Below are 22,716 nucleotides of genomic sequence, written 5' to 3'. Positions count from 1 at the left end.
CGATCGTGTGGTCGTTGATGAGCGATCGGGTGGACTTGCTGCCCGGGGTGGCGGTCATGTGCATGAAGTTCGCCTGCGAGTCGCTCGCATGCACGGCCGGGACAGCGGTGAACGGCCGCGCGGCAACGCCAGTGCCCTCCGGGGGCAGTTCGGCGTACCACGGGCAACCCAACACTGATTCCTCCACTGTCTCTCTGGTGAAGCGGTCTCTCTGGTGAAGCTGTCTCTCTGGTGAGGCGGTTTCGAGCGGTGCTGCTCCCGACCCCACGCGTCGGGCGGTCAATCGCACCACGCCGGCCCGTCGGTCGTCAACCTCTTTTCTCGGCGGCTTCAGCCGTCGCCTGAAGCCGGAGGTGATCGGGGCGGCGCGGCGGGCTCTGAACCCTCCGGGGGCAGCTGCTCGACGGCCGCGTGCAGCCGGCGGTCGATCGCCTCCGCCTCCTCGGGTGTGCGCCCGATGCACACCGCGCCCATCTTCCCGTAGCGGGGCAGGGCGCCCAGCAGATGGAGCGTCACACCCGTGCCGGTGGCGGCGTCGAACCCCAGGCCGAGCCGCTCCACGGCGTCGATCACCTCGGCCGGGCGCCGGCCCACGAGCGCAGGTGACCTCAGGTTGTCGGTGGCGACGTACGCCCGCCGCGAGCCACCGACCATGAGCTCGCCTGCCTCCTCGTCGTACGTGCCCCCGGTGACCAGGCGCGCCATCCAGAAGGGGTGGGTCGTTCCACCGAGGCGCAGGTTGATCTCGCTCAGGTACGCGATGTGGGCGTCGCCGTCGGGCACGACGACGAAGTCGATGCCGAACGACCCGATGACGCCTTCAGCCGCCAGCACGTCGGCCACCCGCCGCGCCGCAACCGTGACCGCGGGCCGGTACGCGTCCCGGGCGGGGAAGCGGCAGCCCAGGTAGACCTGCGAGTCGCGACCGCCCAGTACCTGGTCGTGCGTCGAGAGGACCTCCGCCCTGCCGCCGGGCGCAATGCGGAGCTGCGCGCTGGGTGACGTCGCCCCGGGATGGCGCACGAGCTCTTCCACGATCGCTCCCTCGGCCGCGATCTTGGCGCCGAACGAGGGCCACGACTCGCCCTCGGCGCAGAAGTAGGTCGGTGACGCGTCGAGCGGCGACGTCAGGTCGGCGACGTCGATGATCGCGTTGCCCTGACCCGAGAAGCCGTTGTTCAGCTTGACCACGACGGCGCGCGCCTCGGGTTGCCGCTCGATCAGCTCGGTGACCGCGCGCTCCACCTCGTCGACCGAGCCGAGCCCTTCGGCGCCGTCGAGCACCGCGACCCCGGCGCGACGCGCCACCCGGCGCGAGCCCGTCTTCGACCCCAGCACGAACTGCTCCGGGGACGCGCCGAACACCGGCAGTCCCAGCGCGTCGCTCACCCGGCGTTCGAGCGGCGTGACGTTGAACGGCAGCACGCAGGCCGACGACGCGTCGCCCGCGCGGGCACGGATCTCGTCGAGCACGTCGGGTCGGGCCAGCAGCTTCTCGCTCAAGGCGCGCGGCTCGGGGTCGCCGACCGACACGAGGTGGAGCCGCCGCCGCGCGTCGTCCGGGTCGGGGAGATGACGGAGGAAGTACTCGGTCACCGCGCCGTCGACCGGCACCGCCGTGACGAACACGATGCGCAGCTCGGGGCGGCGCAACAGGAGCACGGTGAAGAGCATCCGCTCCTCGTAGTGCTCGATCCCGGTGATCTTGCGCAGCTCGACGCTCGGGAACGTGGTGGAAGGGATGACGACGAGCGTGCCCTGCTCGAGGGCGGTCAACGGGTGTCCGGCCAGACGCGTCGCGAGCGCGTGCTGCCGCTCGTCCCACGTCACGGGGCGCGGGTCGGTTCAGACGCCTCGGGATGCTCGACGTTGTCGATCGTCGCGAACTCCCGGCGTAGCTGCGCGAGCGCGTCCTCGTCGTCGGGATAGGTGAGCGCGACGACGCGCAGCCCGCCGGCGTCGAGCGCGATGCCCCGCCCACCGAGGAACTCGGCCATCCGATCCGCCAGACGCGCAGCAAACACGCGCGCGCCCTCGGGGCCGGTCTCGGGGAGGATCGCGGCCAGACGGTGGTGCGCGTTGCCGCGACCGTGCGCCATCCGGTCGACCTCCCGCACGCTTCCGCCCAGCAGGCGGCCCAGCTCGCGGAGGAGCCGGACGTACGCTCGCCGCGGAAGGCGCTCGAGCGACGCGTCGGGGATGTCCACCACGACGACCGCGAAGATCGACTGGTAGCGGCGAGCTCGGGCCATCTCGAAGTCGGTTCCGAGGATGAAGGCGCGGGCGTTGAACAGCCCGGTGAGATCGTCGATCTGGTCGTAGAGGTCGAGCTTCGTCAGCGACGCACGCAGGTAGGCGTTGGCCCATCCCCCCAGCGCGCCGAAGACGAAGTACCCGATGGCGCGGGCCACGATCAGCCCGGTGAAGCGACTCGCGCCCACCGCATCGATCGCGGAGGCGCGCATCGCGATGTACGCGACGCTGGCGACGGCTGCGGCCGCCAAGCCCCCCGCGAGGTCCCAGCGCAGGAGCGCGAGGAACACGGGTACGAAGAGAAGGACGGCGACCACCTCGACCGCCTCCACCCGCCGGGCGAACATCACGAGCGCGAGCACGCCGAGGACACCGACGCCGACCGCCACGAGCAGTCGGCGGGCCTGGGTGTAGCTCATGCCCCGCAGGGGACTTCTCGTGGGGTCCACGGGCCCCTCATGGTAAGACAGCGGCCCGCGCGCCCCGGCGATGTCGGCGGTGGCGGGCGGAGGTGGGATCGTTGACCCGACCACCGCGTCTGCCGACACTGAGGCAGTGCCGACCGTCCTCCGTTCGCGACTGGCCCTGCTGGGGTTGTTCGGGATCTTCCTCATCCCCGTCGGCCTTTCTTCGCTCGACGGGCTCACCCACGTCATCACCTGCCGCGCAGGCACGCGCGCGCCGTTCACCCTCGAGGTACCCGCGCGGGGCGCTCCCCTCGTGACCAGCGCGGCGACGCTGACACCCGAGGAGGCGAACGGCCAGTGCGGTGGGCTCGTGCTCGACATGGCCGTGGGCGCCGACCGCCCGGGTCATGTGCGCGTCACCCTGCCCATCACCAACAACACCCGCTACACCTGGCGGGGCTCGGTGAGGCTGGTGGTGCGGGGCACGTCGGTGCCCGTGAGCATCGGTGAGATCGAGCCGGGCCGGACGAGGGCCGAGAGCGTCTCGGTGAAGATCGGGCCCGGCAGCCACGCGGTCAGGGGCACGCTGCTCATCGGACCCTGAGGGGCTGCACGCGTCGGTCAGCGCTCGTCGAGCAACCGCGACGCGAGCGCCCGCAGCTCATCGGTGCGGATCTTCGCATTGCCGGTGCGGGTGAGGTCCGACTCGTCCACGAGCACCACCCGCCGCGGGATCTTGTAGGACGCGATGCGCCCGCGCAGGAACGCACGCACGTCCTCCTCGTCGACGGTGTGGCCGTGATGGGCCACCGCGCACACCACGACGATCTCGCCGAGCGTCGGGTGCGGCAGGCCCACCGCCAGCGCCGCGGTCAGGCCCGGGTGCCTCAGCAACGTCTCCTCGATCTCGACCGGTGACACGTTGGCGCCGCCCGTCTTGATGAGGTCGCTCGTGCGGCCCGTCCAGTGCAGTCGGTCGCGCTCGTCGACGAAGCCCGCGTCGCCCGTGTGGAAGAAGCCGTCCTCGTCGAAGCACGCTTCGGGGAGCACCTTGACGTAGCCCTTCATCAACGTCGGGCCCTTCACCGCGATCTCGCCGCTCTGCCCGGCTTCCAACGCGTCGCCCGTCGTCGGGTCGAGGATGCGCAGCGCGTTGCCGGGCAGGACCGCGCCGTGGTTGTCGGCCCGCTCGCCGGCGGGCGCGTCCGCGGGCAAGGCGCAAACGATCGTCGCCGTCTCGGTGGCGCCGTACGCGGCGCGCGGACTCCACGCGTCGTCGACGTGCACGGTCTTGTGGCGACCGAAGCTGGTGAACGCCTCGACGTGCCTCAGCGCCGACAGGTCGCGCGTCTCCCAGTCGGGATGGTCCTCGAGCTGCGCGAGCTGGTGGGGCCACGCGTGCGGCGACGTCACCCGTTCGGACTCGAGCAGTCGAAGGGCCTCACCCGGCTCGAAGGTCTCCTGCAGCACGAGACAACCGCCACCCGCGAGGGTGGCGCCCATGACCATGTTGAAGCCTGCGGACCAGAAGAAGGGGAACGCGCTCCACGTGCGCACGTCGGGCTCGAGGCGCAGGAGCCGCGCGAAGCGCCACGCCTGCAACGTCGGCGCGCGGTGCGCGTGGAGCACTCCCTTCGGACGAGCCGTGGTGCCCGACGTGTACACGACGAGCGCGTCGTCGGCGGGCGCGACCTCCGCCGCGGCGGCGTCGAGCCGCGCGTCCCTCACGTCGTCGCCCGCAGCGAGGAGCTCGTCCCACTCGTCGCCGAGGCAGACCACGCGACGGAGGAACGGGAGCTCCGGCCCTCCCGCGGGCGCCAGCCGCTCGAGGTAGTCGTGCGTCAGCAGCCGGCGCTGCACGAGCAGGAGCGCGGCGTCGGAGTGCCGGAGGACGTAGGCGAGCTCGGGCGCCTCGTACCACGTGTTGAGCGGGACGAGCACCGCCCCGGCGAGGGCCACGCCGTAGGCCGTCGCCACCCACTCGGGCCGGTTGCCCATCAGCAGCGCGACGCGCGTGCCCTTCCCCACCCCGGCCGCCAGCAGCGCCTTTGCGATCCGCGTCGCGTCGTCGGCCAGGCCCGCGTAGCTCCAACGCAGGACGGGGCCGGCGATCCCGTCGGGATGGAAGGCGATCGCCTCGCGGTCGGCGTGGCGGGTGGCCACCTCGCGCAGGAAGCCGCCGAGGGTGAGCGAGCCGATGCCCGGCTCGCTCGACAGCGGCGGCCCCCGGAAGGTGGTCACGCCGCGAGCTGGATCTCCACCTTGCCCTTGGCCATCACCGACCCGTCCTGGTTCGTCATCACCAGGTCGACCTCCACCAGGCCGGCGCCGACGGTGGCGTCGAAGCGCTTGGCCGCGACGACGCCGTCGACGAACGTCACGTCGCCCTCGAACGGCGGGAAGCGGTACTGGATGTCGGAGTGGCGGACGAACCCGAGGTCGCCCGCCCAGTGGCCCGCGTAGTCGAGCGCCCACGCGCCCATGGAGGCGCCGTAGCCGTAGGCGCGTGGGAGGCCGATGAGCTCGGCGTGCTCCTCGTCGGTGTGGCCGCGCGACGGTCCCTTGTAGAGACCGTCGGCCAGGCTCGGGTCTTCCTGGGCGGCCTCGAGGTTGCGCGACATCTCGGGCAACCAGCCCGCGTCCTCGATGTGGTCGGGGCCCTCGTGCCGGCTCGAGCCCCACGCGGCGAAGATGAACGCCCGCCACTCGGTCGTGAACGTGGCGATCGTGTGGGGCCCGATCGGACGGGTCACCATCGCGTCGCCGACCGAGACGTCATCGAAGCGGCGACCGCGCTCTCCGGCCCGAGCGCGGATCCACGTCGATCGTTGACGGTCGATCTCGGCCAGCCGTTCGGGGGTCCACGTCGGGCGGGGCGCGGCCTGGTGGAAGAACCCGCGCCGCCTGGCCTCCTCGGCCAGGTAGCGCACCGCGGTGCTGCGCTGCTTGGCCACGAGCTCCCCCCGCACGTTGGTGTGCACGGTGTCGCCCCGGCTGAACATGGTCGGCCCCGCGAACTTGGTGTCGGCGATCTTGTAGTCGACGAACCACCGCCGCTGGCGCAGGTGGTCGCCGGGGTACACCCGGACGCCGCTGAACCACCACTCGTCGCCGCCGAAGATCATGTGCGTGCCGGGGATCGTGCCCACGATGGCGGGCGTGGCGCCGTGGCCGACGTCGCAGCACACCAGGAAGGACTGCGGCGCGACCAGTCGCCCGACCGGGCTGCGGGCCGCGTGCTCCTCGTCGTAGTGCAGCGGGTTGGGGTACTGCATCCCCTGCACCCAGCGGCGGATGTCGGTGGCCGACACCGGCTCCTTGAGCTGGCCCCCGCCGAGCTCCCGCCCGATCTGGCGGTCGACATCGGTGGTGTCGAGCGTGACGCGCTCGCCGGCCTGGGCCCCATCGACCTGAGTCATGCCTCACCCCGTCTCTGCTCGTGCCCCTGACTCGTGCCCCTGACGTCGGTGTCCCTGACGTCGGTGTCAGGAGCGTACCGCCACTAGATGAGGCCGAGCTCGGCGCGGACCTCGCGGTAGAGGTTCACGAGGCGTCCCGCGTCGGAGCCCGCGATCAGCGTGTGCACCCGCACGTTGTCGGTCGCCGCGCTGGCCCGCAGCATCTGGCGCACGAACGCCTCGTCGCGTCGGAGGTCGTCGAGCTTCGCCCGCTGACCCTCCACCAGGAAGAAGCCGCTCACGTCGCCGAGCTGGCCGTCGGCGAAGAAGAAGGGCTGGAACTCGGCGATGACGCCGTCGGTGAGCAGCTGGCCGAGGTACCGGGACAGCTCCAGGAAGGTCTCGACGGCCAGCGCCTCGCGACCGGTCTGCACCGCGCCGAACGAGATCATCACCGCGCCGTCGATGTGGGTGTGGGGCTCGACGATGGTCGGCTCGAGGTCTTCGCTCACGGTTGCGTCGTACCACGGACCGCGCCGGGCGTGCACCCCCCCGGTGGTTCACGGTACGACCACGGCGTGGACCGGGCGCGGCTCGTCGCGCTCTCCCGCGAGGGTCTGCAACAGGGCTTCGACCCCCTCGAGCCCCGTCACCCGCCGGGGCAGGTCGACGAACGGATAGCGCCCCGAGGCGAGCAGGTCGAGGGCGGCGCGGTACGCCGTCGTGTCGACGCCCAGCACGCCGAGGATGCGCAGCTCCTTGTACACGATGAGATCCGGCCAGAAGCCGGGCGCCTCCGCCGAGCCGCGCGTGCCCGCCACCACGACGGTGCCGCCCGGTCGGGCCAGCGCCAGCGCCTGGGCCAGCGCGGCGGGCGCCTTGGCGGTGACGTCGACGACGACGTCGGCGAGGCCGCCGGTGGCGTCCTTCAGCGCGGCGACGGGATCGTCGACCGCGCTGTCGACAGTGAGGTCCGCGCCGAACGCGTGCCCGATCTCGAGCCGCTCGCGGTCGCGCGGGCCATGCCCGGTGAGCAGCACGAAGCCGGCGCGGGCCTCGCGTGCGGCCGCGACTACGGACAGGCCGCGTATCCCCGGCCCGAGCACGGCAACGACGTCGCCCTCGGACGTGCCGGGCACGGTGACGCCCCACCGGATGCCCGCGCCCAGCGGGTTGAACGCGGTGGCGACGACGGGGTCGAGCGACGCCGGCACGCGCAGCACCCGGGAGTCCGGCGCGAGGTACTGGTGGTCCGCGTATCCGCCCCACAGGCCGGGTGGCTTGTCGACCGGGATGAAGCCGTACATGTCGCCGATGCCGTGCCGGCGGCAGTGCCGGTACTCCCCCGCGACACATGGCGCGCACGCACCGCACGACTGGAAGACCTCGACCGCGACGCGGTCGCCCACCGCGACGTCCCACCGCGCCGCCGCGGCCGCGCCGAGCGCCTCGACGACCCCGACCACCTCGTGGCCGGGCACGAACGCGAAGCCACCGCGCAGGACGCCGGAGTACTGCTCGTGATCGGTGCCGCAGAGACCGCAGGCTTCGACGCGCAGGAGCCCGTCGTCTTCGCCGACCGCGGGGCGGGGCAGGTCGTGCGCCCGCAGCCACCTCGGCTCCTCCAGCACGAGCGCCCTCACGGTCTCCCCGCCCCCGGCTCCGGAGGGACGGATCAGGCCGTCACCTCGATGCTGCCCTTCATGAAGTTGTGGATCTGGCAGTGGTACTTGACCGTCGCGGCCTTGGTGGGGAGCGTGATCTTGCCCGACGTGCCGTTGGCGACCTCACCGGAGTCGAAGCTCTTGTCGTCGGCCGTCACGGTGTGGGTCGTGGTGTCGTCGTTCTTGATCGTGATCGTGGCCCCCGCCGGTGCCTTGAGCGGGTCGGGGGAGAACTTGAAGTCCTTGATCGTGATCACCGTGCCCGACGTGGCGCCGCCCGAGGTGGTCTTCCCCCCGGTGCCGGCACTGGTCTTCTTGTCGCTGCCGCAGGCGGTGGAGCCGAGCGCGACGGCTGCGACCGCGAGCACGGCGAGGGAGCGGGCGATTCGGGGATGACGGCGCGGGGGTTCGTTGGTCATGCGCCCATCTTCGCCCGTCAGGGGTGCGACCGCCCGTCGGCTCGACCGTGCGCCGTCAGCGGCTGGCGATGGCCTCGATGCCGCCTTCGGCGAGCCGGTGCTGGTCCCACAGCCAGTCCATGAGCTCAGCGCTCGCCACGGGCGGCCCGAGGTAGTAGCCCTGACCGATGTCACAGCCGAGGGCGCGCAGCTGCTCGCACACGACCTTGCTCTCGATGCCTTCCGCGACCACGCGGAGGCCGAGGCTGTGGGCGAGCTCGATCGTCGACCGCACGATGATCGCGTCGTCGGCGTTGGCTGCCATCGTGGTGACGAACGACTTGTCGATCTTGATCTCCGAGACGAGCAGACGGCGCAGGTGCGCCAATGACGAGTAGCCGGTACCGAAATCGTCGATCGCGATGCGGACCCCGAGCGCGCTGAGCCGCCGCACGACGTCTGCCGCGCGAAGCGGGTCGGCGAGCAGCGCGCTCTCGGTGATCTCGAGGTCGAGCGAGGCCGGTGCGATCTCGGCCTCGGCGAGCAAGAGGCGCACGTCGTCGGGCAGCGACACGTCGACCAGGTTGCGCGTCGACAGGTTGACCGCAACGCCCATGTCGAACCCCGCCTCGCGCCAGCGCCGGCACTCGCCGAGGGCGGCGGCCAGGACGTAGCGACTGAGCGCGTCGATCAGCCCGGTCTGCTCCGCCACCGGCACGAACTTGTCCGGAAGAACGAGGCCGTGGCGCGGATGCTGCCAGCGCACGAGCGCCTCGGCCCCGATGACCCGGCCGGTGGCGAGCTCGACCTTGGGCTGGTAGTGCACGATCAGCTCGCGACCGTCGAGCGCCCGCCGCAGCTCGCCGGCCATCGCCGTGCGGCCGACGCTCGACTGGTCGCGGTTCATGTCGTAGAGCTCACAGCCGCTGTGCGTCGTCTTCGCCACGTACATGGCGACGTCGGCCCGCGCCAGGAGGTCGTCGAGGTCGTCGTCATTGTCGGAGACGAAGACGACGCCGATGCTCGCGTCGACGCACAGGGTCATGCCCTCGACGGCGACCGGCCGGCGCAACTCGTCGAGAACCCGAGCCGCGAACGCCAGCACCCCGGCCTCGTCCTCCACCTCCCACAACACCGCGAACTCGTCGCCACCCAGCCGCGCCACGACATCGCGTTCCCCGAGCATCCCGCTGACCCGCGCGCCGATCTCGCGCAGGAGCTTGTCGCCGTTGTGGTGCCCGAAGGTGTCGTTCACCTCGCGGAAGCGGTCGACGTCGAGGAGCAGCAGCGCCCACTGCGCGTCGCGCGCTCGTCCCCAGGCGATCGACTGCCGCAGCCGTTCGGCGAGCGACGCCCGGTTGGGAAGCCCGGTGAGCATGTCGTGCAGCGCCTGGTGGCGCCGGTCGGTCACGTCGTGGAGGTTGACGACGATGCCTCCCACCGCGGGCTCGTCGAGCAGGTTGACGAGGCTCGCCTCCATCCAGCGCCAGCTGCCGTCGTGATGCTGGACGCGCAGCTCCGTCCGCACCTGACGGCCCGGGTGCTCGATCGCCTCGAGCATCACTTCGCGCGTGGTGTCGAGGTCGTCCGGGTGGATCATCTCCACGTGGTCCGGGCCGAGGTAGGACTCGGCCGGCGCCCCGAGGATGCGCTCGATCGCGGGGCTGACGTAGACGAACGAACGGTCGCGGTCGAGCACGATGATGATGTCGGAGGCGTTCTGGACGAGCGCGCTCATGCGCCGCTCGCTGCGCACCACGGTCTGGCGCGCGTGCTCCTTCTCCTCCGTGGCCCGTCCGAACATCCGCACGGCGAACGCCAACCCGAGCGCGCCGAGGGACGCCAGCCCGTGCACCCGCGGGGCGGCGATGAACGATGGCGCGATGTTGGCGGCGATGGCGAGCTGCCCCAGGGCGATGCCGGTGAGCGCGCACACGAGAACGATCCGCCAGGCGCGGGCGCCGACGTCGCCGACGACGTCGTGCACGAGGAACATGTAGCCGACCGCCAGCACCGGCCCCCAGCCGGTCGCGTACATCACGATCGTGATGAGCGCCGTCTCGGACGCGATGCGGATCAGGGCGCGGGCGTAGGAGGCGCGGGCGCGACACCAGACGGCCACGAACTTGGTGAAGAGGTTCCCGCCGCCGAACAGCACGACCAGCTGGAGCGGCGACAGCGGGTTGACCAGGTCCCACCGGCCGAGGCACCAGAAGGCGGCCGCGGTGATTATGGCGGCCACGTACCCGGCCCGCGCCCTCGGACCCGTCACCACGTCCCAGCGGCTCGTCGTGGGTGCCAGCACCATCCACCGCGTATCGGCGCCCTTCGGCCCGCGGTGTAGGGGCGCTCCAGTCCTGACGCCGTACGTCCGATGTCTTCACAATGGACTGGGCGACAGGAGGGGAGGCGAGGCCATCGAGCACAGGGGCCCGTCAGGCCGCCTGGCTCTTCGTCGCCGCGGGCACCCTGACGAGCATCCTGAGCTACGTGCCATCGCAGGCGACAGTGAGCCGGGCCGTCGCCACCACGCTCGGGCTGGCGGCGGTGCTCACGGGGATCGTCGTGTGGGTCCTCCCCTGGCCGAGATGGCATCCACGGGCCACGCTCGTCCTCCTCCCCGTCGCCTTCGCCCTCATCGTCATCGGGAACCGCTTCGGCACGACGTCGCCGTACACCTACGGCGTCTACTACGTCGTGGTGTTCTGCTGGGTCGGCCTCGCCCATCCGCGGTGGACCTCGTTGCGCATGGCACCGCTCGCCGGGATCGCGTATCTGATGCCGGCCCTCCTCGCACGGCACCACAACCCCGAAGCGGTGCTCTCCGTGCTGTCGACCATCCCCGTGTGCCTCCTCGTGGGCGAGACCGTGGCCTGGGCCATGTCGGAGCTGGCCGAGGCGCGCGAGGTGTCCGAGCACCGTGCCCACCTTCTCAGCGCGGTCGCAAGAGCGGCAGGCTCGATCAGCGCGCTCGACTCCGATGCCGTGCTCGCAGGTGTCGTGGACACGCTCGTCGGGCTCGGCTTCGAGGCAGCCAACCTGTGCGTCTTCGACGACGCGACCGACACCTACACCGTGGCCCAGCCCCGCGGCCTGCCCGAGAGCTACCTCACCGGCCCGCAGCCCGCCTCGCGCGGCATGCCCTCGCTCGTCCGCCAGCGCCGGAGCCTGGTGACCCTCGAGAACTACAGCGAGCACCCGCTCGCGGTGCCCGATCTCGTCGCCCTCGGGATCCGTACCGCGGTCGCCGCGCCGGTGTGGGTGCAGGGACGGCTGGCCGCCGCGCTCGTGGCCGGCAGCACCCGGGTCATCCCCGCACGGTCCGAGGACATGGAGGCGTTCGAGCTGCTGGCCGGCCAGGCGGGGCGGGCGCTCGAGAACGCGCAACGCTACGAGGAGGAGCGCCGCGCCCGCGAGGTGCTGACCGAGGTGTCGATGCGTGACGAGCTGACCGGGGTGGGCAACCGGCGCCACGCGGTCGGTCTGCTCGACTCCCTCCAGGCCGGTGATGCGGTCGTGCTCATCGACCTCGACAACTTCAAGGACGTCAATGACACCGACGGCCACGCCGCGGGCGACGCCGTGCTCGTCGCCCTCGCCCACCACCTTCGTTCCTGCGTCCGCGACGCCGACCTCATCGCCCGCTACGGCGGTGAGGAGTTCGTGGTGGTGCTGCGCGAGGCGGGCACCCACGCCCTGCACACGACCGAACGGCTCCTCGAGGAGTGGCGTCGCGGCCGGCCTCGTACGACCTACAGCGCGGGCGTCGCCGTGCACGGGCCGGAGACCAAACCCTCGCTCACGCTCGCGCGGGCGGATGCCGCGCTCTACGCGGCCAAGCGCATGGGACGCGACCGCGTCGCCGAGTTCGGGTTCGACGAAGAGGCCCTGGCCGCCGGCGCCTGAGCCCGAGTCACCGTCGGAGGATCGCGCCGGCCCGCATTGCTACGATCCCCGTCATGCGCCGCACATGGGGGAACCTCGGTGGGCAGCTGGGCCTGGGCTGCATCGCCGTCGGCATCCTGATCATCGGCCTCGCGTGGAACGGCGCCGCCGGCGTCGACTTCGTGCAGGGCCAGGTTCCGTACCTGCTCTCGGGTGGCTTCCTCGGGCTCGCGCTGGTCGTCTTCGGCGCCGCTCTGGTCGTCGTGCAGAGCAACCGACGCGACCGCAGCGTGCTCGAGGCCCAGCTCCGCGAGCTCAACACGGCCATCGCGCGCCTCGCCAACGCGGTCGGCAGCTCGGCGGCAGCCACCAACGGCAACCCCGGGGCGAACCCCGACCGCGTGGTGATCGGCTCGTCGTCCTACCACCGTCCCGACTGCCCGCTGGTCGCCGACAAGGGCCTGCCCTCCACCACGCTCGAGGCCGCCCGCTCCGAGGGCCTCACCCCCTGCCGGGTCTGCCAACCCGCCCCCGTCACCGCCTGACCCACCCTTTCCTCATCGTCACCGGGATCGGGTTCCGTTCGGGGGCTCCGGTCCCGCCCGCGGGAGGAACGACGGGCGGATGGCGTTCCGTACCGACCGCAGGGAGGGACGGCGGACGGGTGGCCCGTAGGGAGGGCCCCGGATGGGAGGGGCCCCCGAAGGGGGAGGGGCCCCCGAAGGGGGAGGGGCCCATTCGGGACGGACCCTGAGGGACAGGCCCCGCCCGTCGTTCCGGGTACCGTCCCGAGCGCCGTCCCGCGCCTACGACGCCGCGCCGAGATACGTCTTGCGCAGCTCGTCGCCCTTCCGCAGCTCGTCACCCGAGCCCGAGTAGACGATCGCCCCCTTCTCCATCACGAGCGCGGAGTCGGCATGGCGCAGCACGCCGACGTTCTGCTCCACGATGATCACGGTGACACCGTCGTCGTTGATGCGGTCGACGATCTCGAACACCGTCTTCGCGAGCTTGGGCGAGAGCCCCAGCGACGCCTCGTCGATGAGGATGAGCTTGGGCAGGCTCATCAGGCCCCGCCCGATCGCGAGCATCTGCTGCTGGCCGCCCGACAGCGTGCCCGCGAGCTGGTCGCGCCGCTCGGCGAGGATCGGGAAGTAGTCGTACACGCGCTCCTCCGCCGTCTTCAGCTCGGCGCGGCGTGAGCGCGACGTCCATGAGCCGAGGCGCAGGTTCTGGGCCAGCGTGAGCGCGGGGAACACCCGTCGACCTTCCGGCACGAGCGAGATGCCGCGCTGGACGAGGCCGGCGGGATCCTGGCCGTCGATACGCTCGCCGTCGAAGGTGATCGTGCCCCCCGTGGGCTTCAGCAGACCCGCGATGCTCGCGACCGTGGTGGTCTTGCCCGCGCCGTTCAGCCCGAGCAGCACCGTCGTCTGGCCCGCCTGCACGTCGAAGTCGATGCCCTGCAACACCGGGATCGACCCGTACCCGACACGCAGCGACCGAACTTCGAGATAGCTCATCGGTTCACCGTGCCTCGTACCTCGGCCGGTGCACCGACCTGCCACATGGGAGCTGCGCTCCTCGCTGCGCTGCGGTGCTCGCTCACTGGTTGACCCCCTCGCGGCCGGTCTCGAGGCGCTCGGCCTCGGCCTCCGCCTCCGGCGCCTCCTCACCGAGGTAGGCGGCCACCACCTCGGGGTGGCGCTGCACCTCCTCGGGGCGGCCCTCGGTGAGCAGCTGGCCGAAGTTGAGGACGTAGACGTAGTCGCACACGCGGACGACCAGCGGAACGTGGTGCTCGATCATGCAGATCGACAGCTCGAAGTCGTGCCGCAGCTCGAGCAGCTCGTCGCCCAACTGATGCGCCTCCTGCGGCCCCATGCCCGACGACGGCTCGTCGAGGAGCAGGAGGTCGGGGTCGGTCGCGAGCGCGGTCGCGATCTCGACCTTCTTGAGCGTGCCGTACGAGAGGCCCTGCACCGGGGTGTCGCGCAGGTGGCCGAGCGAGAGGATCTCGAGGATGGCATCGGAGCGGCGGCGCAGCGTGTGCTCGCTCGCGATGCTGGCCGGGCTGCCCAGCATGCCCGACACCGCGCCGTAGGGCACGTTGCTGTGCTGCGCGGTCAACATGTTCTCGAGCACCGTCGCCTCCTTGCGGAGCCCGACGTTCTGGAAGGTACGGCCCATGCCGAGCGCGCTGCGCGTGTGGGGTGGCAGCTCCGAGACGTCGTGGTCCTGGAACTCCACGCGTCCCGATTGCGGCCGGTAGAAACCGGTGATGCAGTTGAAGATCGTCGTCTTGCCCGCGCCGTTCGGGCCGATGAGCCCGACGATCTCGAACTCGCCGACGCGCAGGCTGACATCCTGCAGCGCCTGGAGGCCGCCGAAGCGGATCGAGACCCCGGTGGTCTCAAGGACGGACATCGACGCCCTCCGCTCCCCCGCCCTCGCCACCACCGCGCCGGAAGGGCTCGCCCTTCAACCACCTCCCGATGGGCGCGGTCACCGTCCCCAGGCCGTCGGGCTGGAAGATGAGCGTGAGGACGGCCAGCACGCCCGTGAACGCCTGGATGAAGAGCCCGGCGCGCTCCTGGATGTAGGTGACCCCGAGGTTCTTGGCGAGCTCGGGCAGCCAGTCGCCTGCCAGCACGAACAGCAGGGCGAAGACCACGATGCCCCCGCGCCGGCGCAGGCCGCCGACGATCGCGACGATGAGGTAGGGCAGGGCGATCTGGGCGAAGGTGAAGTCCGCGGCCACCACGTTGAGGCGCCGCGACCCGAACAGGGCGCCGGCGACTCCCGCGTAGAACCCGGCGACCGCGAAGGCGAGCAGCGTGTAGGCGCGCACGTTGACGCCGTAGTTGGCGGCGACCTGCGGGCTCTCGCGCAGCGCCTGCATGGCGCGGCCCGCCTTGGTGGCGACGAGCCGCCAGTCGATCAACAGGATGACCGCGAGCACGATGGCGCAGAGACCGAGATAGGCGCGGTCGGTGGTGAAGCCACCGGGGCGGGGCGCGTCCTGCCCCGCGCCCCCACCCGTGAAGCTCTCGAGCCGGAAGATCGAGTTCTCGCCCACGAACCCCCACACGAGCGTGACCAGCGCGAAGTAGAGGCCGCGCACCCGCAGCGCCACCAGTCCCAGCAGGACGGCCTGTGCGATCCCGACGACCGCGCCTGCCGCCAGCCCCGCGTAGAAGCTCTGGTGGGACTGGCTGATCACGTACGCCGACGTGAAGGCTCCGATGCCGATGAACGCCTGGTGGCCCAGCGAGATCTGGCCCGAGTAACCCACGAGCACGTTGAGGCTGAGCGCGCCGATGCCGACGATGACGCCGGTGGCCAGCACGTCACTGTGGGCAGGCTCGAAGTGAAGGACGTAGTAGAGGCTGACGGCGCCGACGACCACGACGAAGGCGGCGCGACCGAGCCATCCGAGCGCGGTCGGCGCGACGCGCGGGTGCTCTTCCGGGAAGACGTCTCCGGCGATCGCGGGCTCGAGGTCGATCGCCACTAGGCCTCCTTGCCCAGCAGGCCGGTCGGCCGGACGAGCAGGACCGCGAGCAGCATCACCAGGGTGGCCACGCTGTTGGCTCCGGGCAGCGTCTTGGAGCTGATGTTGATCTGGGCGAACGCCTGCACCAGGCCGACGAGCAGGCCACCGACGAACGCGCCCGGCACCGACGTCATGCCGCCCACGACCGCGGCGGTGAAGGCGGCGATGAGGACGGTGGTCGTGCCGTAGCCGGCCTGGAACTGTGACGTCACCGGCGCCAGCAGCACACCGGCGACCGCCCCGAGCAACCCGGCCAGGCCCCAGGTGAGGAGGGTGATGCGATTGAGGCGGATGCCGACCAACCGGCTCGCGGTCGGCTCCTGGCTCGTCGCCAGCACGGCCAGGCCCAGGTCGGTGCGCCCGAAGAACCAGGCCAGCCCCACGCCGGCGGCCGCGAGCGTGCAGACGATGATCAACTGCTGCCAGCTCATGTAGACGTCGGCGACCGGCACCTTGAAGCCGAGTCCGCCGACGATCGGCCGGGCGCCAAAGAACTTCGCGCCTCCGATGATGATCTCCACCGGGATGAGGAGACTCGCCAGGGCCGCGGTGGCGACGAGGATGGTGACGCGGGGTCGGTTGGCGAGGGGCCGGATCACCAGGCGCTCCGTGACGAGCCCGGCCATGAGCCCGAACAGCAGGCCGAGGGCGATGGCGAGCGGGTACGGAAGCTTGAGCACCTTGTCGCCGACGTAGGTGCCGAAGGCGCCCAGCGTGACGAACTCACCGGCGACGAAGTTGAACACCCGGCTGCTCTTGTAGATGAGCACCAGCCCGATAGCCACCAGCCCGATGGCCGCGCCGTTGCTGATCCCGAGCACGAGCGGTTGAGCGACCGAGAACGCGAGCATCGGGTCAGAACGACGTCTTGAACGAGGACTCGGTGACGTACTCGGGGGGCTTCTTGGTGCAGTCCGCCTTCAGCACCTGCACCCCCGTCCCGCCGAAGTGCGACTTCGAGTAGTCGACGTCGGGGTACGCCTTGGTCGAGAACGTCTTGCCGTTGACCGCGTTCACGAAGTGCTGGCGGGTGAGGTCGCGGCCCGCGGCCTGCAGCATCGCCCCGAGCAGCTTCTCGGCCCCCCAGAGGCCCCATGCGATGTCGTCTCCCCTGCCTCCGTTCACCTTGGCCCAGGTCTGTTGGTACGCAGGATCGACGGTGTCGGCGTCCGCGATGCCGGTAAAGGGCGAGAAGAAGCTCGCGCCGCCGGGGATGGCGTTCCCGCCGCACAGCGCGGCGGCGACGATGTTGAGGCCGATGGTGACGCCGACACCCGCCCATCGCACGGTGCAGTTCTGCGAGCGCACCGCGGCCGCGAACTGGAGGAAGAGCACCGGCGCCATGAGCGGGTAGACGACCTCCGGCTTCGTGCCGCCGCAGAGCTTGACCGCCGCGCTCTGCAGCTCGGCTCCGGCCGCGTCCTTGGGAATGGTGACGTCCTGGACGAGATCGAGCTTCTGCGTCTTGACCCCCGCGAGGAAGCCGGTGTGCGCGTCCACGAAGTTGTCGGTGTCGGCGCGCACCATCGCCACCTTGGTGCCGTGGACGACGTTCTTGATGTACTGCGCCAGCAGCACGCCCTGCTGCTGGTAGGTCATCGACAGCGCGAAGTACGAACGGAGCTTGTCGAGGCCGGCCTGACCCACGCCCTCCGCCAGGTAGGGCACGCCGACGCCGTTCGCGTACTTGGCGCATGCCGCGATCTGGTCGGCGCCCCCGCCCCCGACGAGGAGGAACACCTTGTCCTGCTCGACCATCTTCTTGCACGCTTCGACGGCCGAGCTCGGGTTGTACTTGTCGTCCTCGAAGAACACCTTGACCGTGCGTCCGTTGATCTGCCCGACGGACTGGAAGTAGAGGTCCTTGCCCTGCTCGAAGCTGGGGGCGTTGGCGCCGGCGCCGGTGAGCGGCGCGTGCACGCCGATGCGGATCTCGGTGTCGGTGACGCCGTCGGTGTCGCCGGGTCCCTTCGGCACTGTCTCGACCGACGTGTTGCCCGCGGTCGTCGCCGGCCCCGCCGCCGCGCCGCCGGACGGCGCGCCGCCGGCGGTCGCGACGTGCACACCGTCCTTCTGGCCGCACGCGGCCGCGACGAGAAGGGTGAGGACGACGAGGGTGGAGATGCGGCGGCTCACGAGTTGTCCTCCGGGGGCGAGTTGGGATCGGACCGGCGTTCGAGGGCTTTCAGCACGCTGCCCTGGCGTGGCGGCTGAGGATCGCCCTGGGCTCCGAGCGCGACCGCCCCGGCCACGATGAGGGCCACCACCCCGGCAGCCGTGAACCAGAAGGCGGGGGGCGGTGCGCGGTGGTGGGTCGTCGCGACGGCGCGGCTCGACGACGTCGCGGCCGGGCCGACCGCGGCGGAGGCAGGGCCGGCGAGAACGGCGATGGGAACGACGAGGAGCACCCAGAGCAGAGACAACAACACGCTCGCACGCCGGAGCTTTTGACCGATCGTCGTCGCCCCCCACCTCTCGTCATGGGTCAGCCGTCGGGGTCAGCCAGCCGAGCGACAATAGCAAGGGCGCGCCCCGGTGACCCAGGTCACGGGAGCCGAGGGCGATCGCATGGGCGAGAATGGGCGCATGCCGTCGTGCCCCTCGTGCGGAGCCGAGAACCTCGACACATCGCGCTTCTGCGGCGCGTGCGGGATCCCGCTCCTCGCCGTCTCGTGCGCGTCGTGCGGAGCCGCCAACCCCGCCGAGCACCGGTTCTGCGGGCAGTGCGGCGCGGCTCTCTCGGCGGCTGCGGCACCCGCGGCCGAGCCCGCTCGCCCCGCAGCCGACGAGCGCAAGCTCGCCACGGTGCTGTTCGCCGACGTCGTCGGCTTCACGTCGCGGAGCGAGCGCAGCGATCCCGAGGCGGTGGCGCGCACGGTCGACGCCGCCTTCCGGCGCATGGCCGAGGAGGTCGACGAGCACGGCGGCCTCGTCGACAAGTACACAGGCGACTCGCTCATGGCCGTCTTCGGCGTGCCGCAGGCGCACGAGGACGACGCGGAGCGCGCCGTCACCGCCGCGTTGAGCATGCGTCAGCTCGGGGGCGACCTCGCCGTCTCCATCGGCGTGAACAGCGGTCCGGTGATGGTCACCTCGGTCGGCCGCGACGGTGACCTCACGGTGATCGGCGACACCGTCAACGTCGCCGCCCGGCTCGAGAAGGCGGCCGCGCCCGGTGAGGTGCTGGTCGGACGGCTCACCGCCGAGCTCACCGGCGACCGCGTCGTGTACCGCGAGCGGCAGCCCGTGGTGCTGAAGGGCAAGCGTGATCCCGTCGAGGTGCGGGAAGCGACGTCGGTGCGCGTCTCGGGCGCGAGCGCGGCGAGGCCCGACCGTCCGCCGCTCGTCGGGCGCGACGACGAGCTGGCGTTCCTCCGCGCCCAGTGGCGCAACACCGTTCGCAACGGCCGCGCGTCGATCGTGCTCCTCTGCGGCGAAGCAGGCGTCGGCACCACCCGGCTCGTCGACGAGCTGGCCGAGGAGGTGGCCGACACGGCGATGGTGGTCCGGGCCGTGTACCCCGCCTACGGCAGGCTCGGCGGCTTGCGGGTGGCGGCCGAGATCGTCCGCCAGCTCGGCCCGATGGGCGACACCGAGGTCGACTCCCGCGTCCGTTCGATCGCGGGCGAGCTGCACCCGTCGTTGCGCGGCATCGACCCCGCGGCCTTCCAGAAGGAGCAGGCGTGGGCGTTCCGCCGCCTCGTGGAGGCCAAGGCGGCCGACCGGCCGCTGCTCGTCGTGATCGACGACATCCACCGGTCGGGCGACAAGGTGCTCGACCTGCTCGGCGAGATGTTCAAGCGCGGCATCGAGGTGCCGGTGCTGCTCGTGCTCGTGGGCCGGCCCGAGCCCAACGAATGGCTCGCGCGCTTCCCCGCCGCGACCACGGTGCGCCTCGGTCCCATCGCGCCATCCGATGCCATCGCCCTCGCCGACGCGCTCCTGCCCGACGCACCGCTCGATCGCGAGGCGGCGGCGTCGTTGGCGCGCCAGGCCGGAGGCAACCCGCTCGCCGTGCGCGAGCTCGTGCGCATGGTGAGCGACCAGGGCGGGCTGGTGAAGCGGGGGGAGGAGTACGGCCTCGTCGGCGGGCTCACCCTCCCACCGACGCTGCACGCGATCGTGGCCGCGCGTCTCGACGCGCTACCGACCACCCAGAAGATCGCACTGCAACAGGTCGCCGTGCTCGGCGACGCGGTGGGCGAGCAGGAGATGGCGGCGCTCTTCGAAGGCGACGCGTCCGAGGCGTTGCACGGCCTCGTCACCGCCGGTCTCGTACATCGGTCCCAACGCGACGGGCGCACCTGCTACGAGGTCGCCGACCCGCTCCTGCAGGAAGTCGCGTACGAGACCCTCCCCCGCCACGTGCGCGGCGAGAGCCACCGCCGCGCCGCCACCGTCTCGTCCGCGCCGATCGACCGCGCCCGGCACCTCGAGCGGGCCGCGGCGTATCTGCCCGATGACGACGCGCTGCGCGTCGAGGCCGCCGACGCGGCGGCCGCCGCCGGGCTCCAGCTGATCGACGCCTTCCGCCTCAACGACGGCGTGCAGCTCGTCCAACGGGCGATCGAGTTGGGGTACCGCGAGCCGCGCCACCTGCTGCGCCTGGCCCGCACCCTCAACGAGCAACAGCGCGTCGAGGAGCTGTGGGAGGTGCTCGAGCTCGTCCCCGACGACGCCGCCGATCCCCGGCTGGTGGCGGAGAAGATCCACATGGGCGCAGTCGCGTTGACCTTCCGCGACCCGGCGGCCGGGCTCCCGGGCCTGGAGGAGGCGGCTCGCCGGTGGTCGGCGCTGGGTGAGACCGCCAAGTACGGCTGGGCCCTCGCGAACCGCGGCGTCGCGCTCTTCTTCATGGGCCGCAACCACGAGTCGGACGCCTCGCTCCGCGAGAGCCTCGAGGTGTTCCGCGAGGCCGGTGAGCGGGACGGCCAGATGGCGGCCTACCGATTCCTCGCGCTCGTCTGCCCCGATGACCCGCACGCGCACGAATGGGTCACCGAGTCGTTGCAGCGCGCCGAGGAGGTGGGCGACCGCACCGCCCAGGTCAACTCGTACAACACACTGTCGTGGCACCACTTCATGCGGTCGCGGCTCGGAGGACCGGACGACACGGCCGAGCTGCGCTACTACCTCGACCGGCTGGTCGAGACCGCGCGCGACCTCGGCATGCACGAGCTCGAGACCCACGGGCTCGGGATGGGCGCCAACCTGGCTCGCCTCCAGGGCCGCGCCGACGACGCCTGCCGGCTCGCGACGGCGGCCCACTCGCTCACGGTCACCGAGCCTCCCTCGGCCGCGCTCGTGCAAGTGGCTGCGTTCTCGTCCGCACGCGCCCGCGGCGAACCCGGCGACGCGCCCGAGGTCGACGAACGATCCGTCGACCCGGTCTCGCAGATCTGCGCGTACCTGATCGGCGAGGAGCTCATCTTCGAGGGCCGGGAGGACGGCATCTCCCGGGCCATGCAGGCGGTCGAGCGCCGGGCCAGCCAGAGCGCGCTCGAGGGCCTGATCGGCGGGTTCGGCACCGCCCTCGCGCTGATCGTCCTGGGTCGCCACGCGGAGGCGCGGGCGAGCGCGCAGTGGGTCGTCTCCGCGGCCACGACACTGCACGCGCCGCTCGCGGAAGCCGCCGGCCGGGCCCTGCTGGCCGAGGTGGCGTTCGTCGTCGACGGCGACCGCGACGAAGCCGTGCGCCTGCTGGAGACCGCGCCCGCGGTGTCGGGCGGCCTCGCACACGTGCTCGTGCTCCGCGCGCGCGCCCGGCTCGGCAACGAGGCCGCCGCCCGCGCGCTGCAGGAAGCGGTCGCGTGCCGAGCCGGGGCTGAACGCCGTGAGCGAGCACCGAGGCGAAGCCGAGAGCACCGACTGGGATGTCGTGGTGGTGGAGATCCCCGCCGGGAGCCGCAACAAGTATGAGGCCGACCACGAGACCGGCGAGATCTTCCTCGACCGCCGACTCTTCACCGCCACCCGCTACCCCACCGACTACGGCTACTTCCCCAACACCCTGGCCGACGACGGCGACCCGCTCGACGCGCTCGTGCTGCTGACGGAGCCAACGTTCCCGGGGTGTCGCATCCGGGCCCGGGCCATCGGTGTGTTCTGGATGGAGGACGAGAAGGGCGACGACGCCAAGATCGTCTGCGTACCGGTGAACGACCCGACCTTCGGGTCGCTCGCGTCGATCGACGGGCTCGATCCCGCGTTGCGGTTCGAGATCGAGCACTTCTTCGCGATCTACAAGGACCTCGAGCCGGGCGGTCGCTCGGTGACGCGAGGTTGGGGTGGCGTCGACGACGCCCGGCGTGCGATCGCCGAGGCCCGCCGTCAGTTCGGCGAGGTCAGACCATCACCGTGAGGTTGTCGACGATGGCCCGGCCCAGCAACTGGTCACCGATGATCTCGATGTGCTCGTCGAGCCCCGCGTCGGACGCGTCCACGCGGCCGTTGACGAGCGCGGCGAACGTGGCGACGTCGGTCCGCACGGTGACGTCGGGATCGGGCGGGACCGTGTCCGTGCGGCGCGCCCGCCGGTCGACCACCTCGATCGCGATCGGGTCGTGGCCCGCGATCTCGACGACGACGCGGGCGCCGTCGGGCGCGCCGGCCCGCTTGCCGACCAGATAGGGCAGGAAGCCGGTGAAGTGGGCGAGCGACTGGTCGACGACGGGCCCCTCGAGGTGGCCGGGACGTCGGAGCGCGGTGCGGATGTCCTGCTCGTGCGTCCACGTGTCCATCACCCGCAGCGTGAGCATGTCGGCCACCGTGCCCGGCCCGGCCGGGGTGTCGACCGGTCGGGCCATGTCGTCGTCGGTGAGTGACCGCAGTTGGGCGAGGCGGGCGGTTGTCACCTCGCGGAACTCGGCGAGCACCTGCTCGCCCGTCCACCGCCGGCGGTAGTCGACACCGACCTCGTTCGACCGCCCGATGGCGTTGCGGGTGTGGCCGAGGTCGGGCGGCGTGTGGTCGGGCCCCGGTCGACCGAGGGCGCGCGACTCGTAATCGACGAGGTGCGAGAGGTTGTCCTGCACGCTCCACCCGGGAAGCGCGGTCGGTCGCTTCCACTGCTCCTCGGACAGCGACGCGCAGAGCGCTTCGATCGACGTCCACGTGCGTCCCAGGTTCTCCACGGAGTCGTGCACGGCCGCACCG

Annotated in this window: 19 protein-coding genes; 5 read left to right on the top strand and 14 right to left on the bottom strand. The window is 71.7% G+C overall.

All coding sequences use genetic code 11. The annotated features are described in order from the left end of the window. Positions 1–330: 330 nt before the first annotated feature. Both E6G06_07910 and E6G06_07905 read right to left on the bottom strand, forming a co-directional pair. Positions 331–1,830, bottom strand: a complete 1,500-nt coding sequence (locus E6G06_07910) for an ATP-grasp domain-containing protein (protein TML92053.1) — start codon at positions 1,828–1,830, stop codon at positions 331–333. Then, the gene (locus E6G06_07905) at positions 1,827–2,702 is read right to left on the bottom strand and encodes a hypothetical protein (protein ID TML92052.1); all 876 of its coding nucleotides are present in this window, start codon (positions 2,700–2,702) and stop codon (positions 1,827–1,829) included. Before E6G06_07905 ends, E6G06_07910 begins: the two co-directional genes overlap by 4 nt. 106 nt (positions 2,703–2,808) lie before the next feature. Here E6G06_07905 and E6G06_07900 point away from each other — a divergent pair, with 106 nt between their 5' ends. Beyond that, positions 2,809–3,264: a hypothetical protein gene (locus E6G06_07900; GenBank protein TML92051.1), complete on the top strand. Its 456-nt coding sequence runs from the start codon at positions 2,809–2,811 to the stop codon at positions 3,262–3,264. A 17-nt stretch (positions 3,265–3,281) separates the two neighbouring features. On the opposite strand, the gene E6G06_07895 is transcribed toward E6G06_07900, so the two are convergent. From E6G06_07895 to E6G06_07870, 6 genes are all read right to left on the bottom strand, one after another. Further along, positions 3,282–4,901 (bottom strand): acyl--CoA ligase, encoded by a 1,620-nt coding sequence (locus tag E6G06_07895; protein TML92050.1) that lies wholly within the window; start codon positions 4,899–4,901, stop codon positions 3,282–3,284. Continuing rightward, on the bottom strand, positions 4,898–6,079 hold the full coding sequence (locus E6G06_07890) for an acyl dehydratase (GenBank protein TML92049.1): 1,182 nt from the start codon (positions 6,077–6,079) through the stop codon (positions 4,898–4,900). The genes E6G06_07895 and E6G06_07890 overlap by 4 nt, the downstream gene beginning before the upstream one ends. A gap of 83 nt (positions 6,080–6,162) precedes the next feature. Then, positions 6,163–6,570 carry a hypothetical protein gene (locus E6G06_07885; GenBank protein ID TML92048.1) on the bottom strand — a complete coding sequence of 136 codons (408 nt, stop codon included), beginning with the start codon at positions 6,568–6,570 and terminating at the stop codon, positions 6,163–6,165. A 48-nt stretch (positions 6,571–6,618) separates the two neighbouring features. Then, the gene (locus E6G06_07880) at positions 6,619–7,701 is read right to left on the bottom strand and encodes a zinc-binding dehydrogenase (GenBank protein TML92047.1); all 1,083 of its coding nucleotides are present in this window, start codon (positions 7,699–7,701) and stop codon (positions 6,619–6,621) included. A 32-nt stretch (positions 7,702–7,733) separates the two neighbouring features. Next, positions 7,734–8,141 (bottom strand): metal-binding protein, encoded by a 408-nt coding sequence (locus E6G06_07875; protein ID TML92046.1) that lies wholly within the window; start codon positions 8,139–8,141, stop codon positions 7,734–7,736. A gap of 55 nt (positions 8,142–8,196) precedes the next feature. Then, entirely contained in the window at positions 8,197–10,428 is a 2,232-nt protein-coding gene (locus E6G06_07870; protein ID TML92045.1) for an EAL domain-containing protein, read from the bottom strand. A gap of 77 nt (positions 10,429–10,505) precedes the next feature. Between E6G06_07870 and E6G06_07865 the strand changes: the two genes are divergently transcribed. Continuing rightward, positions 10,506–12,026, top strand: coding sequence for a GGDEF domain-containing protein (locus E6G06_07865; protein TML92044.1), 1,521 nt, complete (start codon positions 10,506–10,508; stop codon positions 12,024–12,026). Between the two features lie 53 nt (positions 12,027–12,079). Beyond that, positions 12,080–12,550, top strand: a complete 471-nt coding sequence (locus E6G06_07860; protein ID TML92043.1) for a hypothetical protein — start codon at positions 12,080–12,082, stop codon at positions 12,548–12,550. A 261-nt stretch (positions 12,551–12,811) separates the two neighbouring features. On the opposite strand, the gene E6G06_07855 is transcribed toward E6G06_07860, so the two are convergent. The 5 genes from E6G06_07855 to E6G06_07835 form a co-directional block, all read right to left on the bottom strand. Continuing rightward, on the bottom strand, positions 12,812–13,528 hold the full coding sequence (locus E6G06_07855; protein ID TML92042.1) for an ABC transporter ATP-binding protein: 717 nt from the start codon (positions 13,526–13,528) through the stop codon (positions 12,812–12,814). Positions 13,529–13,610: 82 nt separating this feature from the next. Then, positions 13,611–14,432 (bottom strand): ABC transporter ATP-binding protein, encoded by an 822-nt coding sequence (locus tag E6G06_07850; GenBank protein TML92041.1) that lies wholly within the window; start codon positions 14,430–14,432, stop codon positions 13,611–13,613. Continuing rightward, entirely contained in the window at positions 14,419–15,519 is a 1,101-nt protein-coding gene (locus tag E6G06_07845) for a branched-chain amino acid ABC transporter permease (GenBank protein TML92040.1), read from the bottom strand. Before E6G06_07845 ends, E6G06_07850 begins: the two co-directional genes overlap by 14 nt. Then, positions 15,519–16,412 carry a branched-chain amino acid ABC transporter permease gene (locus E6G06_07840; GenBank protein ID TML92039.1) on the bottom strand — a complete coding sequence of 298 codons (894 nt, stop codon included), beginning with the start codon at positions 16,410–16,412 and terminating at the stop codon, positions 15,519–15,521. The genes E6G06_07845 and E6G06_07840 overlap by 1 nt, the downstream gene beginning before the upstream one ends. Before the next feature lie 4 nt (positions 16,413–16,416). After that, positions 16,417–18,033 (bottom strand): hypothetical protein, encoded by a 1,617-nt coding sequence (locus E6G06_07835; protein TML92038.1) that lies wholly within the window; start codon positions 18,031–18,033, stop codon positions 16,417–16,419. A 63-nt stretch (positions 18,034–18,096) separates the two neighbouring features. On the opposite strand from E6G06_07835, the gene E6G06_07830 reads away from it, so the two are divergent. Together E6G06_07830 and E6G06_07825 are read left to right on the top strand one after the other, a co-directional pair. Continuing rightward, positions 18,097–21,480, top strand: coding sequence for a zinc-ribbon domain-containing protein (locus tag E6G06_07830; protein TML92037.1), 3,384 nt, complete (start codon positions 18,097–18,099; stop codon positions 21,478–21,480). Then, a complete protein-coding gene (locus E6G06_07825; GenBank protein TML92096.1) occupies positions 21,440–21,922 on the top strand; it encodes an inorganic diphosphatase in 483 nt (160 codons plus the stop codon). The genes E6G06_07830 and E6G06_07825 overlap by 41 nt, the downstream gene beginning before the upstream one ends. On the opposite strand, the gene E6G06_07820 is transcribed toward E6G06_07825, so the two are convergent. After that, entirely contained in the window at positions 21,906–22,706 is an 801-nt protein-coding gene (locus E6G06_07820; protein TML92036.1) for a maleylpyruvate isomerase family mycothiol-dependent enzyme, read from the bottom strand. The genes E6G06_07825 and E6G06_07820 overlap by 17 nt on opposite strands. Between the last annotated feature and the right edge of the window lie 10 nt (positions 22,707–22,716).

The organism is Actinomycetota bacterium (genome assembly GCA_005888325.1).
In the GTDB taxonomy this organism is placed as follows: Bacteria; Actinomycetota; Acidimicrobiia; order Acidimicrobiales; family AC-14; genus AC-14.
Note: the sequence above shows the minus strand (reverse complement) of the source record. Positions and strands in the feature narration are given on the sequence as shown.

Excerpts from the sequence above, each read along its gene's own strand:
- E6G06_07890 (TML92049.1), bottom strand. The coding sequence starts at position 6,079 with ATGACTCAGGTCGATGGGGCCCAGGCCGGCGAGCGCGTCACGCTCGAC.
- E6G06_07875 (TML92046.1), bottom strand. The coding sequence starts at position 8,141 with ATGACCAACGAACCCCCGCGCCGTCATCCCCGAATCGCCCGCTCCCTC.
- E6G06_07870 (TML92045.1), bottom strand. The coding sequence starts at position 10,428 with ATGGTGCTGGCACCCACGACGAGCCGCTGGGACGTGGTGACGGGTCCG.
- E6G06_07865 (TML92044.1), top strand. The coding sequence starts at position 10,506 with ATGGACTGGGCGACAGGAGGGGAGGCGAGGCCATCGAGCACAGGGGCC.
- E6G06_07860 (TML92043.1), top strand. The coding sequence starts at position 12,080 with ATGCGCCGCACATGGGGGAACCTCGGTGGGCAGCTGGGCCTGGGCTGC.
- E6G06_07855 (TML92042.1), bottom strand. The coding sequence starts at position 13,528 with ATGAGCTATCTCGAAGTTCGGTCGCTGCGTGTCGGGTACGGGTCGATC.
- E6G06_07850 (TML92041.1), bottom strand. The coding sequence starts at position 14,432 with ATGTCCGTCCTTGAGACCACCGGGGTCTCGATCCGCTTCGGCGGCCTC.
- E6G06_07840 (TML92039.1), bottom strand. The coding sequence starts at position 16,412 with ATGCTCGCGTTCTCGGTCGCTCAACCGCTCGTGCTCGGGATCAGCAAC.